General features: G+C 68.3%; 14 protein-coding genes. 11 read left to right on the top strand and 3 right to left on the bottom strand.

The genetic code is table 11. The annotated features are described in order from the left end of the window. Nucleotides 1–126: 126 nt before the first annotated feature. Both KF833_07025 and KF833_07020 read left to right on the top strand, forming a co-directional pair. A complete protein-coding gene (locus KF833_07025) occupies nt 127–633 on the top strand; it encodes a helix-turn-helix domain-containing protein (GenBank protein MBX3745046.1) in 507 nt (168 codons plus the stop codon). An 11-nt stretch (nt 634–644) separates the two neighbouring features. Then, nucleotides 645–1,532: an EamA/RhaT family transporter gene (locus tag KF833_07020; protein ID MBX3745045.1), complete on the top strand. Its 888-nt coding sequence runs from the start codon at nt 645–647 to the stop codon at nt 1,530–1,532. A 113-nt stretch (nt 1,533–1,645) separates the two neighbouring features. Here the strand turns inward: KF833_07020 and hflX are convergent, their stop codons facing one another. From hflX to queA, 3 genes are read right to left on the bottom strand one after another with little or no spacing between them, the layout of a single operon-like run. Next, nucleotides 1,646–2,959 carry a GTPase HflX gene (hflX, locus tag KF833_07015; GenBank protein MBX3745044.1) on the bottom strand — a complete coding sequence of 438 codons (1,314 nt, stop codon included), beginning with the start codon at nt 2,957–2,959 and terminating at the stop codon, nt 1,646–1,648. 5 nt (nt 2,960–2,964) lie between these two features. Further along, on the bottom strand, nt 2,965–3,735 hold the full coding sequence (locus KF833_07010; GenBank protein ID MBX3745043.1) for a dihydrofolate reductase family protein: 771 nt from the start codon (nt 3,733–3,735) through the stop codon (nt 2,965–2,967). A gap of 23 nt (nt 3,736–3,758) precedes the next feature. Beyond that, entirely contained in the window at nt 3,759–4,820 is a 1,062-nt protein-coding gene (gene queA, locus KF833_07005; protein ID MBX3745042.1) for a tRNA preQ1(34) S-adenosylmethionine ribosyltransferase-isomerase QueA, read from the bottom strand. Between the two features lie 248 nt (nt 4,821–5,068). On the opposite strand from queA, the gene KF833_07000 reads away from it, so the two are divergent. From KF833_07000 to KF833_06960, 9 genes are all read left to right on the top strand, one after another. Next, the gene (locus tag KF833_07000) at nt 5,069–5,557 is read left to right on the top strand and encodes a hypothetical protein (protein MBX3745041.1); all 489 of its coding nucleotides are present in this window, start codon (nt 5,069–5,071) and stop codon (nt 5,555–5,557) included. 21 nt (nt 5,558–5,578) lie between these two features. After that, nucleotides 5,579–6,049, top strand: coding sequence for a hypothetical protein (locus tag KF833_06995; protein MBX3745040.1), 471 nt, complete (start codon nt 5,579–5,581; stop codon nt 6,047–6,049). Nucleotides 6,050–6,066: 17 nt separating this feature from the next. Next, nucleotides 6,067–7,011 carry a 16S rRNA (cytosine(1402)-N(4))-methyltransferase RsmH gene (gene rsmH / locus KF833_06990; GenBank protein ID MBX3745039.1) on the top strand — a complete coding sequence of 315 codons (945 nt, stop codon included), beginning with the start codon at nt 6,067–6,069 and terminating at the stop codon, nt 7,009–7,011. Continuing rightward, nucleotides 6,995–7,423 (top strand): hypothetical protein, encoded by a 429-nt coding sequence (locus KF833_06985; protein ID MBX3745038.1) that lies wholly within the window; start codon nt 6,995–6,997, stop codon nt 7,421–7,423. Before rsmH ends, KF833_06985 begins: the two co-directional genes overlap by 17 nt. Before the next feature lie 12 nt (nt 7,424–7,435). Further along, nucleotides 7,436–9,319: a penicillin-binding protein 2 gene (locus KF833_06980; protein ID MBX3745037.1), complete on the top strand. Its 1,884-nt coding sequence runs from the start codon at nt 7,436–7,438 to the stop codon at nt 9,317–9,319. 8 nt (nt 9,320–9,327) lie between these two features. Continuing rightward, nucleotides 9,328–10,725 (top strand): UDP-N-acetylmuramoyl-tripeptide--D-alanyl-D-alanine ligase, encoded by a 1,398-nt coding sequence (locus KF833_06975; protein MBX3745036.1) that lies wholly within the window; start codon nt 9,328–9,330, stop codon nt 10,723–10,725. A 3-nt stretch (nt 10,726–10,728) separates the two neighbouring features. Then, nucleotides 10,729–11,877, top strand: a complete 1,149-nt coding sequence (gene mraY, locus KF833_06970; protein MBX3745035.1) for a phospho-N-acetylmuramoyl-pentapeptide-transferase — start codon at nt 10,729–10,731, stop codon at nt 11,875–11,877. A 10-nt stretch (nt 11,878–11,887) separates the two neighbouring features. Beyond that, a complete protein-coding gene (locus tag KF833_06965) occupies nt 11,888–13,231 on the top strand; it encodes a hypothetical protein (protein ID MBX3745034.1) in 1,344 nt (447 codons plus the stop codon). A gap of 80 nt (nt 13,232–13,311) precedes the next feature. After that, nucleotides 13,312–14,127, top strand: a complete 816-nt coding sequence (locus tag KF833_06960) for a LysM peptidoglycan-binding domain-containing protein (GenBank protein ID MBX3745033.1) — start codon at nt 13,312–13,314, stop codon at nt 14,125–14,127. Nucleotides 14,128–14,160 lie beyond the last annotated feature (33 nt).

Genomic DNA, 14,160 nt, shown 5'->3' with positions numbered 1-14,160 from the left:
TGGAGTCAACGACAGTAAGTCTGGCATCATGTTTTGGTGCGGGGGCTTGGCTGCGGGCGGAGCAGGATCCAATACCGATCCGGGGGAGATTGCTTCGGCAGGGAGGTTTCCGGTATTTCTTGCGCGATGTCCTCCGTGGCCGAACAACTCCGCAGCGCACGGGAAGCCCAGGGGATGTCGCTGCACGATCTGGCGGAGCAGACGAAGATCCGGACGGACCATCTGGAGGCACTGGAGCGTGCGGATTATGAGCCGTTTCCGGCGCCGGTTTACATCCGGGGGTCGGTGCGCACGTGCGCCGGGGTGCTGAAGATGGATGTGCCGGCGGTCCTGCAGGCCCTGGACGAGGAACTGGCGCGGTCGCCGGAGTTCAGCAATCCGCCGAGCCTGACGGGGGAACGGCGGGGTCCGCTGGACTGGCTGACCTACCAGTTGTCGCGGGTGAACTGGCGGGTGACCGGGATTATTGGGGCGGTGGTCGTGGTGGTGGGAGGGGGCTATTGGAGCTGGCAGGCCTGGACCCACCGGGTCCGGGAGGATCCGCTGACGCGACTTGGTCCGGGGCTGTACCGGCCAGGGCCGACTTCGGAGGGTGATCTGCTTCCCTTGCCTCCGGTGCCGCCGTCGCTGTGAGCGGAGCGCCCGTGTCGGACAGGATGCATCTGCTGCTGCCGTTGTTCAGCAGCGTGCTTTACGTGTTCGGGGCTTTGTGGGTGCGACGGGCGGCGGATCTCGGGGTGGGGGTATGGCGCACCACGTTCGTGGCGAATGTTTTTTCGGCGGTGTTGTTTGCGCCGCTGGCGGTGTTGGGCGGGCCAGGTCAGCCGCTCGCCATGCTTTGGCAGCCCGCCGTGCTGGCTGCGGTGCTGGTGCTGGGTCAGACACTGGGCTTTCTGGCGTTGAGCCGTGGCGATGTGACGGTGGCGACGCCGGTGCTGGGGGCCAAGACGGTGATGGTGGCGGCGCTGACGGTGGGGCTGTTGGGATTGGAGGTTCCGGCGCGGTTGTGGGTGGCGGCCGGGTTGAGCACCGGGGCGATCGCCGTGCTGAGTTGGAGCGGTCGGGGCAGCGGTCGGGGTGTGAGATTCGGTCTGGGTGCCGGTCTGGCGGCGGCCCTGGCGTTCGCGCTGTTCGACGTGCTGGTGCAGAAGTGGGCGCCGGCGTGGGGGGCGGGTCGCCTGCTGCCACTGGTGATGGCCCTGGCGGGGGCGGGTTCGCTGGGGATGATCCCCTTGTTTCGCGAACCGCTGGCGCGGATTGCGCGCCCGGCGTGGGGTCCGCTGGCGATGGGTTCTGTGTGCATCGCGGTGCAGGGGATCCTGCTGATCGGGACGGTGGCGGTGTACGGTGACGCGACGGCGGTGAACGTGGTGTATTCGGCGAGGAGCCTGTGGACGGTGCTGGCGGTGTGGGGGGTGGGCCATTGGTTTCGCAACAGCGAGCAGGGGCTCGGGGGGCGGGTACTGGGGAGGAGGTTGGTGGGGGCGCTGCTGATGACGGTGGCGGTGGTGCTGGCCACGGTGGGGGGATGAAGGGAGCGGGAGTCGATCAAGAGGCTGGACGGGTGCGATGAGGATCCGGACTCCGACTCCGATTTCGACTCCGATTCCGATTCCGATTCCGATTTCGAGGGGAGGGAGGCAGGTCAGCGGCGTCGGCGGGAGGGCTTGCGGGGCGCTTCGGTCCTGGTGAGGAAGGGATCGAATTCGTGGCGGAGATGAGGCGGAACGAGGGCCTTGAACCGGGCGACGTCGTCGGCGGAGTAATCGCTGTCCACCACCTGACCGACGGCGTGGAGGCGGGCGATGGCGGCCGAGCGGGTGTGGGGGATGTGGAGTTCGAGGAGATCGCGAACGGGTCGGAGCTGGGTGCCGAGTTCGGCCAGGAGCTCGGGGAGGCCGGTGCCGGTGCGGGCGGAGAGGAAGACGGCGTGGGGGTAGAGTTCGCGGAAACGTTCGATGGAGGTGTCGATGCCGAGGCAGTCGGTCTTGTTGAAGACCATGAGGGTGGGCTTGTCGGCGGCGTGGAGTTCGGAGAGGACGTCGTGGACGGCGGCGATTTGTTCATCGGCCTTGGGGTGGCTGACATCGACGACGTGGAGGAGGAGATCGGCTTCGACGACTTCCTCGAGGGTGGCTTTGAAGGCCTCGACGAGGCGGTGGGGGAGTTTGCGGATGAAGCCGACGGTGTCGCTGAGAAGGACGTTCTGATTGGTGGGCAGGCGGAGGCGCCGGGTGGTGGGGTCGAGGGTGGCAAAGAGTTTGTCCTCGGCGAGGGCGGCGGCGCCGGTGAGGGTGTTGAGGAGGGTGGACTTGCCGGCGTTGGTGTAGCCGACGATGGAGGCGAGGGGCCACTGGTGGCGTTTGCGGCCTTCGCGCTGGGTGGCGCGCTGGCGGCGGACGCTTTCGAGTTCACGGATGAGTTTGTCGATGCGTTCCTGGACCTTGCGGCGGTCGGCTTCGAGCTGGGTTTCGCCTTCGCCGCCCCGCATGCCGATGCCGCCTTTCTGGCGGGAGAGGTGGGTCCAGAAGCGGGTGAGGCGGGGGAGGAGGTGCTGGAGTTGGGCGAGTTCGACCTGGAGCTTGCCTTCGCGGGTGCGGGCGCGCTGGCCGAAGATGTCGAGGATGAGCTGGGTGCGGTCGAGGATCTTGAGTTCGAAGACGGTCTCGAGGTTGCGGCTTTGTGCGGGGGAGAGTTCGTCGTCGAAGATCACCGTATCCACGCCCTCGCCGCGGCAACGGGCGGCGAATTCGTCGGCCTTGCCCGGGCCGATGAAGGTGCGGGCGGCGGGCCGGTCGATCTTCTGGGTGCCGGTGCCAACGATTTCCGCGCCGGCGGTGCGGGCGAGCTGGCCGAGTTCGCTCAGGGAGTCCTGAACGTCCCATTCGGAGCGGGCCTTGAACTGGGCCCCGATGAGGAAGGCCCGTTCGCTGGTTTGAACGGCGTTGTCCGAGACCAGTGCTTTCAATCGGACTGAGTCTTATCGCAGTCGGGGCCGCGAGCCAAGATCGCGCGAAAGACCAGAAAGAGTTCGTTGCCGGCCCGCCGGACACGCGGAGGATGGAAGCGAGCGGCGTCTGCGAGGGACGGAAAGCCCCGGCCGTTGGCGAGGGTGGGGGCGGTGCGGCCGCCAAAGACGAGGGGGCAGAGAGTGAGGTGGAGTTCGTCGACGAGGCCGGCACGGAAGAGGGCATCGTTGAGGAGGGCGCCTCCCTCGGCGACGACACGGCGCACACGGTGCTGGCGGGCGAGCCAGGACAGCGCCGCGGCGAGGTCCACGTCGTCCCCGCCGAAGGCGAGGACTTCGGCACCGGCGGCCTGCAACCTTGCCACCCGGCGGGTCGGGGCGTTGGCGGAGACCCAGACCTGGATGGGAGAGCCGGGATGGAGGAAGAGGTCGGCGTCGGGCCGCAGCCGGGCCTGGCCGCTGACCACGATGCGGAGGGGTTCGGTGGCGAGGCCGCGGGAGTGGCGGAGCCGGCGGTAGCGGGGGCCGCCGGGACCCAGGGTGATGCCGGGGAGATTGACGGTCCCGGCGCCGCAGAGGATGGCGTCGGCGGTGGCGCGGAGTGCAAGCAGGTGGGCGTGGTCACGCCGGCTTCCGAAGGTGCCGACGACGCGATTGGCGGTGGCGATCTTGCCGTCGGCGGTCATGGCCATGTTGACCAGGAGGAAGGGGCGTTGGCGGGAAGGGGGGTCGGGAGGGGCGGGGAGGGTGGCGGTGCCGGGGTTCATGGGGAGGGGTGAGGGCCGGCGGGTCAGAGGAGAAGCATGGCATCGCCGTAGCTGAAGAAGCGGTACTGGTGTTCGACGGCCTCGCGGTAGGCGCGGAGGATGAGGTCGCGACCGGTGGTGGACCCCGGGGCTGCCAGGGCTGCCACGAGCATCAGGAGGGTGGATCTGGGCAGGTGGAAGTTGGTGAGCAGACCCTCGACGACGTGGAAGGTGGCGGGTGGATGAACGAACAGGCGGGTCACACCTTCCCCGGGGTGGATCGATCCGCCGTGCTGGCGGGCGCAGGTCTCCAGCACGCGGAGGGAGGTGGTTCCCACGGCGATGACGCGCCGGCCTTCCCGGCGGGCGGTCTCGATGGCGGCGGCGGCCTCGGTGCCGATTCGATAACGTTCGGCATGCATCACATGATCCTCGATCCGGTCGGTCTTGACCGGCGCAAACGTTCCCGCCCCGACATGGAGTGTGACATCGCAGTGGGTTACGCCGGCCGTTTCCAGTTCGGCGAGGAGTTCCGGGGTGAAGTGGAGTCCGGCGGTGGGTGCCGCGACGGAGCCCGGGGTACGGGCATACACGGTCTGGTAACGATCGCGGTCTGCGGGGGCCGGGGAGTCCCGGTGGATGTAGGGGGGAAGAGGGACCTCGCCGTGGCGTTCGGCGAAGGCGATGACGTCGGTGCCGGGAGGGAATTCGAGGACGCAGACGCCCTCGGGATCCTTTTCGCGGACCCGGGCATGGAGGGGGTCGTGATCGGTACCGAAGGCCAGAGGGGTGCCGGGGCGGACCCTTTTGCCGGGGCGGAGCAGGGCGCGCCAGGCGTCGGGGCCGACCGGTTCGAGGAGAAGGATTTCGATTCGGCCATGGGTGTCGGGCTTGTGACCGCGGAGGCGGGCTGGGAACACGCGGGAGTCGTTGCGGACGAGGAGGTCACCGGGTTGGAGGTGGAGGGGGAGGCGGTCGATGCGGGAATGGTCGAAGGTGCCGGTGGAGCGATGGACGACGAGGAGGCGGGCGTGGGTGCGGAGGGGTGGGGGATGCTGGGCGATGCGCTCCACGGGGAGGGGATAATCGAAATCGTCGGCGCGCATGGGGGACTTGTGCCTTGGGGCGGGAGGGGAGGCGAGGCTGGAGATGGGGAGCAATTCGGGGAGCGATTCGGCTTGCGTCGCGGGGCCGTCGTCATGCACTTATTCACATGTTGTTCACCGAGGCTGGCCACTCCGCGAACAACTCTGCGCCGGTGCGGCGCGTTTCTTCGTTGTCATGGTGGGGCAAAGTGTAGCAAAGTGTGGCGGTGTGGGGCGGATGGGGGCTCGAATCCCATCGGTCCGAAGCCATGGCGGCGATCGAATCCAGCAACGGCGGCGAACGGGAGCAGGCCTCTCCGCTGTACGTTTCGCGCTTCGAGAACAAGGTCGATGAGAAGCGGCGGGTGCAGATACCGAGTGTGTGGCGGCGCGGGCAGACGGGAGGGTTGCGATTCCTCCTGTTGCCGGTGCCGAAGCGGAACTGGCGACCGGCGTGTCTGGTGGTGATGCCGCCGGAGCGGTTTATGCGGACGGTGGCGGAATTGCGGACGATGAAGATTTCGGATGACCGGGCGGATTCGTTGAGGCGGTTGCTGGCGACGCGCGCCAGCGAGGTGGAGACGGACAGCGCGGGGCGGATCTGCCTGCCGGATGATGCGACGAAGGCGGTGGACGTGAAGGAGCGGGTGGTTTTGGCGGGGATGCTGGACTGGTTTGAGATCTGGAGTCCGGAGCGGTACGCCCAGGTGGAGGCGGGGGATGACGAGCGGGTGACCGAGGCGTTCGATCTGGTGTGACGACGGTGAGGAGAGAGAGCGATGAGTTTCAAGAGCTTGCTGCCGCTGGGGCGGAGTTTCACGCCGAGCGAGGGGCGTCCGGGGCGGTATCGCCCGCCGGAACCCGGGGCACTGCCGCGGTTGGACACGGCATCGGCGGGCACATCGGCGGGGGTGGCGCCCGGGCGGGCGGCGGGGCGCGAGGGCGAGGGCGTGGGCCGGGGGCGGGCGCGGTCGGGACGGCGGTTGCCGTTGTGGGTGGAGCAGTTGGTGTTGGCGGTACTGCGTCCGGGGAACCGGCGACGGGGGACGCGCGAGGTGCAGGGGGAGTTGGATCTGCGGTTGGTGAAGGTGGTACGGAACGATTTGGAGACGGCGGACATGGAGGTGGTGGTGCGTCCCGAGGGGTCGGGCCGGCCGGGGCTGAGTCCGGCGTGCCGGGGCCGTGTGTTGCGGCTCTGGTGGGAGCAGGGGATGCGACGGATACGGCGGATAGGGAACGCCTTGTTTTAGCTACGTGAAGCGAGCAGGTGAGTGCATACACGCACATCCCGGTCCTGGTGGCCGAGGTGGTGGAGGCATTGCGACCGCGTCCGGGGGGTCGTTATGGGGACCTCACCATCGGTGGGGGTGGGCACGCCTTCGCGATCCTGAAGGCGACGGGGGGAGCGGGCTGGCTGCTGGGGGTCGATCGCGATGGAGCCGCCTTGAAGGCGGCGGAAGAGCGATTGGCGCCCTTCGGCGGACGGTTTGAGTTGAGGTGGGGGACGTACGACCGGCTGCTGGAGTGGGTGACGGAAGGGAGTTTGGACGGGGTGTTGATGGATTTGGGGGTGAGTTCCCCCCAGTTGGATGTGGCGGCGCGCGGGTTCAGTTTCCAGGCCGACGGGCCATTGGATATGCGGATGGACCCGGACCAGGCGCTGACGGCGGCGACGGTGGTGAACACGGCGCCGGTGGAGGAGTTGGAGCGGATGCTGGCGACGCTGGGGGAGGAACCGAGGGCCCGGCGGCTGGCGAGACGGATCGACGAGGAGCGACGCATGCAACCGCTGAGGACGACCGGACAACTGGCGACATTGATCGAACGGGTGGCGCCCCGGGGGGGGCGGCTGCATCCGGCGACCCGTGTGTTTCAGGCGTTGCGGATGGTGGTCAACGACGAGCTGGGCCAATTGCGGCGCGGGCTGGAGGTGGCGGCGAGGGCGTTGGCGCCGGGGGGGCGTCTGGCGGTGATCAGCTTTCAGGGGATTGAAGCCCGGGAGGTGAAGCGGTTCGGGGTGGAGCGGACCCGGGACTACACCTATGACGGGGAGGTGGACGTACCGGAATTGAGGCGGCCGCGGGAGCCGGAGCTGGCGTGGGTGCATCGGCGGGCGGTCACGCCCGGGCGGTGGGAACTGGAGAACAACGTGAGGGCGCGCAGTGCACAACTTCGCGTGCTGGAGAGGAGGGGACATGGCGCGGACACGTAATCGCGGAGCGAAGAGGACGGTGGGGTATGCGTCCACGGTGACCTCGGGCCTGCTGGTGTGTTTTGCGGTGGCGGTGGCGTTGCTGGGTTATATCCGGTTGAAGGGGGATCTGCACCGGATGGAGACGGAGCTGGGGAATCTGGACCGGACCATGGCGCGCCTGAAGCGGGATCACGAGCGGTTGCATCTGGACTACGAGACGATGGTGTCGTCGGCCGGGCTGGACCAGCGGGTGCGGGCGATGCGGCTGAACCTGGTGACGCCTGGGGAGAGTGCGCGGGTGGTGTTGCCGGAGCCGCCGCGGGAACTGCCGGTTCCGGCGTCCGGGCGCGGCGTGGAAAGGGGTTGGTCGCGCCGCGAGGAACTGGCGATGGGGCGGAGCGAGAGGTCGCCGCACGGGGGAACCCACTAATCAGGAGACCTTGTGGAACGGACCCGACAGCGAACCCGGTTTTTCTGGATGGGCGTGTTGCTGGTGCTCGCATTTCTGGCGCTGGGGTACCGGCTGGTGGATCTGCAGGTGGTGCGACACGAGGCCTTCCTGAGCGAGGCCAACCGGACCCATGCGCTGCAGATCAAGATCAAGGGACATCGTGGCGCGATCCGGGACCGGCGCGGGGAGATTCTGGCCAGCAGCCTGCGGGCGCACAGCATTTGTGCCGATCCGGGGCTGCTGGGCCTCCATTACGCCGAGGTGGCGCGGGTGCTGGCGCCCCTGCTGGAACGGGAGGAGGCCGGTTTGCGGGAGGCGTTGCGTCCCCGGGTCCGTTTGAATGACGAGGGTGGCGTGCTTCTGGACGCCCGCGGGCGGCCGATGACCAACCGGTATGTCCGGCTGAGCCGGCGGGTGTCGGACGAGGACTGGCGCCGGATCGAGGCCGCGCTGGATGGCGAGACCTTCGGAATGGCTGCGGAGCGGCGGGCGGAGATCCGGCAGGTGCGGCGGGGGGTGTTCAGCGACCGCGAAGAGGACGAGATCCGGGCGTATCCGAACGGCCGTCTGGCCGGTCCGGTTTTGGGATTCACGGACATTGAAGGCCGGGGGCTGGAGGGGCTGGAGGGATTTCTGAACTCCTCGCTGGAGGGTGTGGACGGCTACATCAAGACCGGTCGGACGGAGCGTGGGCGGGAGGTGCGGCGGGCCCGGGAGATTCAGATACCGCCGGAACACGGGCGGGACGTGTACCTGACGCTGGATGCGAGGCTGCAGTTGATTGCGGAGCAGGAACTGGCCGCGACGGTCCGGCGGTTTCAGGCGTCCGGTGGCTGCGTGGTGGCGGTGGATCCGCGGACGGGGCGAATCCTGGCGATGGCGAATCATCCGGGCTACGACCCCAACCGGCCGCCGCTGGGGCCTGGGGATGAGGTGCGGCGGCGAAACTGGGCGGTGTCGCACACGTTCGAACCGGGATCGACCTTCAAGCTGGTGGCGGCGACGGCGGCCATGAACGAGGGGCTGTTCGATCTGCACGACACGATCTTCTGCGGGGACCAGGGGCGGTGGCAGCAGCAGTTTGGCCGGGAGCGGGTGCAGTTGAAGGACGACCATCCGATGAAGGACCGGTTCGTTCCGCTGGAGCGGGTGATTGCCAAGTCGTCGAACATCGGGACGTTTCAGCTCGCCCTGGGTCTGGGGAAGCAGCGGTACGGGGACTATCTGTACCGGTTCGGTTTCCATCAGAAGTCGGGCATCCGGCTGCCGCTGGAGGAGGCCGGGCTGCTGCGTCCGGTTTCCCGCTGGTCGATGACCGATTTCTCGCGGATTTCGATGGGGTACACCGTGGCCATCACCCCACTGCAACTGGCCATGGCGATGAGCGCGCTGGCCAACGACGGGAGGCTCATGCGGCCGCAGATCATTGACCGGATCGTGGCTCCGGACGGCACGGTGCTGGTCCAGCCGGAGGCCGAGGTGGTTCGCGAGGTGTGCCGACCCGAGACGGCGGCGAAGGTGCGGCAGGCGTTGCGGGAGGTGGTGGAGGACGGCACGGGCTCGCTGGTGAAGATGGGGCGGTATTCGGTGGCGGGGAAGACGGGGACGGCGCGCATCGCGCCATACCGGGCGGCGCGATACCATTCGAGTTTCGTGGGATTCTTTCCGACGGAGCGGGCGGAGTTGTGCATTGTCGTGCTGGTGGAGGATCCCAATCCGCGGATTGGGTATTATGGCGGGAGAGTGGCCGGCCCCGCCTTTCGGAACATTGCGGAGCGGGCGGCGGACTACCTTGGGATTGTGCCCGATCTTCCGTCGCCGGACTCGATGGAGGAAGCGGCACGGGTATTGACCTCGGCCCGGAGCCGACCCTGACGCCTGCCATGGAGATGCGCCCCATCGTCTTTCTTGCCGAGGCCTGCCGCGGGGAACTGCGGTCGGTGCGGCCGGACGAGCGGGTTCGTCGGGTGGTGACGGATTCGCGGGCGGTGCAGGCCGGGGATTTGTTTGTGGCGCTGCGGGGGGATCGGTTCGACGGGCACGCGTTTGCGGGTGAGGCCTTGCGGCGGGGGGCGGTGGCGGTGGTGGTGGCGCGGGACCGGGCGGAGGAATGGGCGGGACGGCCTGTGCTGGTGGTGGGGGACACGCGCACGGCCTACGGGGCGATGGCGGCGGCCTACCGGGCGGGATTTGTGTTGCCGGTGGTGGCGGTGGCGGGGTCGAACGGCAAGACGACGACGAAGGATCTGATCGGTTCGGTGCTGGGCGGGTGTTTCGAGACCCTGCGGAGTCCGGAGAGCTTCAACAACGACGTGGGGGTGCCGGCCACGCTGCTGGGGCTGGAGGATCGGCATGTGGCGGCGGTGATCGAGGTGGGGACGAACCATCCCGGGGAACTGGCGCCGCTGCTGCGGATGGCGCAGCCGAAGGTCGGGGTGCTCACCCAGGTGGGCGAGGAGCACCTCGAGTATTTCGGCAGTCTGGCGGGGGTGATTGAAGAGGAGGGCTGGATCGCGGAGTTGTTGCCGCCCGACGGCACGTTGATTTTGCCGGGGGCGGTGGCCGGTGCGGAAGCGATCCTCGGACGGGGGCGGGCGCGGGTGGTGAGGGTTGGGTTCGAGGCTTCGCACGACTGGCGGATTCTCGAGACGGAGGCCGACGCGGACGGGACGACCTTTTCGGTGCGGGCGCCGAAGCACGGACTGAGCGGGGAGTACCGGGTGAACCTGCTGGGCGGGCACCAGGTGACGCATGCGGTGCTGGCGGCGGCGGTCGGGGCGGAGTTTGGGTTGGGGCGGGAGGAGATCCGCCGGGGATTGGCGGCCTGCCGCCCGGCGCGATGGCGGATGCACCGGTGGCAATGGGACGGGGTGGAAGTGATCGACGACTGCTACAACGCGAATCTGGATTCCACGCTGGCGGCCCTGGAGACGGTGCGCTCGTTTCCGTGTGCGGGCCGCCGTGTGGTCGTCCTGGGTGGTATGGCCGAGTTGGGCGGCCATACCGCCCGGGCTCATGGGGTGGCCGGCCGTCGGGCGGCGGAACTGGGGATCGACCGGTTGATCACCGTGGGGCCGGTGGCGGCGATGTCGGCGCGGGCGGCGGCGGCGGCGGGCCTGGCGCAGGCGATCGAGGTGGCGGACATCGGGGAGGCGGCGGAGCATCTGCGGGCGGTGTTGCGACCGGGGGATTGTCTGTTGATCAAGGGTTCGCGCTCGGCGCATCTGGAACGGTTGGGCGATCTCCTGCGGGAGCGGTTGCCCCTGCAACATGCCGCGTGAACGATGCTCTACTATCTCAGTGTCTGGGTGCGCCGCTGGGCGGAAGGCACCGAATGGGCCGATTGGGTGGGGCCCCTGCGGGTCTTCGACTATGTGACCTTTCGGAGCGCGGGGGCGGCGCTGACGGCGCTGCTGTTGTCGCTGACGCTGGGGCCGCGTTTCTTTCGGGAACTGGTTCGATGGCGGTTCGGCCAGCAGTACGCGGATCCGGGTGCGCAGGCGGGATTGACGACGGAAGCGGCCCGGAAGATCGGGGTGCCGACCATGGGGGGCCTGCTGATTGTGCTCACGCTGGACATTTCGGCGGTGCTATGGGGGCGCTGGAACACGCTGCTGCAACTGACGCTCCTCTCGGTGGTGGTGCTGGCGGGGCTGGGGTTTTACGACGACTACGCCAAGATCAGCCGTCAACGGCGGGAGGCGGGGGCGACGGAACGGGTGAAGCTGGCGGTGCAGTTTGGGCTGGCAGCCTTCATCGGGGGCTATCTCTGGTGGAATCTCGACACCCGGCCGCTGGTGACGGACATCATGGTGCCCTTTTTCAAGGAACCGGTGCTCAGCGGGGCGGCGGCGGTGGGGATCCTGATCACCGTCCTGGCGATCGTGGGGAGTTCGAACGCGGTGAATCTGACCGACGGGCTGGACGGACTGGCCATCGGGTGCACGGTGATCGCGTCGTCGGTGTTGATGGTATTTGCCTACCTGGTGAGCAACCGGAATTTCGCGACGCAGTTGCTGCTGCCGTATGTGGACGGGGCGGGCGAGCTGGTGGTGTTCACGGCGGCGCTGGTGGGGGCAGGTCTCGGGTTTCTATGGTTCAACTGCCATCCCGCGCAGGTGTTCATGGGGGACACGGGGGCGCTGGCGCTGGGGGGGGCGTTGGGGATTGTGGCGGTATTGATACACCAACCGTTCATCCTGTTGATCGCGGGCGGGGTGTTTGTGGCGGAGGGGATGTCGGTGGCCCTCCAGCGGGGGTGGTTCAAGTACACGCGGTTGCGGACCGGCACCGGGCGGCGGGTGTTTCTCATGGCGCCGCTTCACTACCATTTCATGAAGCGGGGATGGCACGAATCGAAGGTGACCATCCGGTTCTACATCCTGTCGATTCTCTGCGCCCTGGTGGCGCTGAGCACCATCAAGCTCCGGTGAGGGCACGCGCATGAAGATGCTACCCGGAAGCCGGGCACTGGTGGTGGGTCGGGACTCCGGCGCGGACGCGGCGGCGGCGCTGCTGGAGCGGCGCGGGGTGGTGGTGCGCCGGGCGGATGGCGGCGAGACGTCTGCGGGAGGGGAAGCTGCGGGAGGGGAAGGACCGGAGTTGGTGGTGTTGGGCACCGCGACCGTTGGCCTGCCCCCTTTGGCGCGGTTTTGGAAGGAGCGGGGAGTGCCGGTGATCGGGGAGAGGGAACTGGCGTTCCGGGAGAGCTATTGCCTGCATGTGGCGGTGGCCGGGGCCGGGGGCAAGAGCACCACGGTGAACCTGATCGCGCGACTCCTCCAGGATGCCGGCCGTCGTGTGGCGGTGGCGGGAGGGGCTGAGGCTCCGGCGTCCGCCCTGGCGGAAGGGACGCGGGATCTCGATTTGATGGTGCACCGGGTGGAGGCCTGCGAATTCGAGCATCTGGACTATTTCCGGCCGGTGGTGGCGGTGTTGCTGAATGCGCCGGCGGAGTATCCGGAGGCGGGCGAAGGTCGGGATGCGGCATTGCGGCGGGTTTCCCGGCTGTTCGCCCGGCAGCAGCCGTTTGACTGGGCGGTGATCCAGACCGAAGCGCTGGCGCAGTTGAAGGCATTGGGGATCGAGCTGCCGGGCAAGGTCATCACGTTCAGTGCCGCGAGCCGGCAGGCGGACCTTGGGGTCGAGCGCGGCCTGCTGGTGAGCCGGTGGGAGGGTTGGGCGGGTCGGTTGTGGGACATGGGGCGGGGTCAACTGCAGGGACCCCACCTGGCCGAGGACGCCCTGGCGGCCCTGGCGGTCGGGCGCGTCCTGCGCCTGACGCTCGACGAGATGACGCATGCGCTGGACGGGTATCGTCCGGCGGCGGGCTGCTGTGAGATTCTGGGGAGTGCCGACGGGGTGCGGTGGGTGGATGACGGGAGGTCGGCGCATCTGGATGCGCTGGCCAAGGCGCTGTTGACGCTGGCACCGGCGCCTCCGGAGACGCCGAACATCTGGTTGATCGCCGGGGGTGCCCTGGCGGGGCGGCAGTTTTACGATTTGGGTCCCCTGTTATCGCCCCGGGTGAAGCAGGCGTTGGTGTACGGCGAGGCGGCCCAGGCGATGCGGGCGGCGTGGAGTCTATTTACGCCTTGCAGCCCGGTGCCCTCATTGTTAGATGCGGCGAACCGGGTGCTCGAGCAGGCCACCCGGGGCGACACCATCCTGTTTTCCCCCGCCTGTCCTCGTCCGGAGGGACCGGAGTATCCGTCCTCCGAGAGAGGGGCGTTCCGCCGAGTGGCCGATCGCCATTTGGGACGGTCGAAGGGAGGACCCGACCAGTGAAAGCCACTGAAACCACGAGCGTGCATCCCGAACTTCTTGCCACCGAGCCCGGATCCAACCCTGATCATCGCACCCCGAACATGAGCACCCCGAACCCACTGGTTCCCCAGGACGCCCTGGAAGGCGCCTCCGCGCCCAAGTCGCGGATCCGCTTCACCATTCTCACCATCCTGATCCTGCACGTCGTCTTCATTGGCGGGCTGTTGCTGCAAGGCTGCAACAACAACACCGGGTCGGGTGCGGGCGATTCTCCGACGAACCGGGTGACCACCCTGCCGCCGCTGCATGACACCAACTATTTCTCGAGTTTCCCCGGCGACACCCTGGGGGCCGGCAGCCCGCCTCCGCCGATCGACCCGGAACCGTACCGCCCGCCGTCGTACAGCCAGGTGCCTCCCGCGATTCCTCCTGCCGTCGAAGTGCCGCCTTCGATCCCGTCCTACTCGGAGCCGCCGCCGCTGCGGATCCCGCCGCCGTCGATCCTTCCGCCTCCGACCATCCCGGCCACCGAGCATGTGATCCAGAGGGGTGACACCATCGGAGCGCTGGCGAGGAAGTACGGCGTTTCGGAGAAGGCGATCATGGATGCGAATCCCGGGGTGCAGCCGCGGGCTCTGAAGATCGACGACCGTCTGAAGATTCCGCCGGCGGCGCCGCCCAGCGCCCCTCGCGCGTCCGCGCCCGCTGCGCCCCCGGTGCCGCCCGGGGGGTCGGAGTACGTGGTGAGGTCGGGGGACACGCTGTCCCGTATCGCCTCGAAGCACGGGGTGACCGTGAACGCCCTCCGGACTGCGAACAACATCCGGGGGGACCGGATCCTTCCCAACCAGCGGCTGATCATCCCGCCCAAGGCCCCGACGACATCGGGGACCTCGGGGGGCGGGAGGTCTTACTAGTCGCCTTGGGTCTTCGGATCCCTCGTTTCGCCT

It is taken from the genome of Verrucomicrobiia bacterium, assembly GCA_019634625.1.
Classification (GTDB): Bacteria; Verrucomicrobiota; Verrucomicrobiia; order Limisphaerales; family CAIMTB01; genus CAIMTB01.
This window is presented reverse-complemented; position numbering and strand designations above follow the sequence as displayed.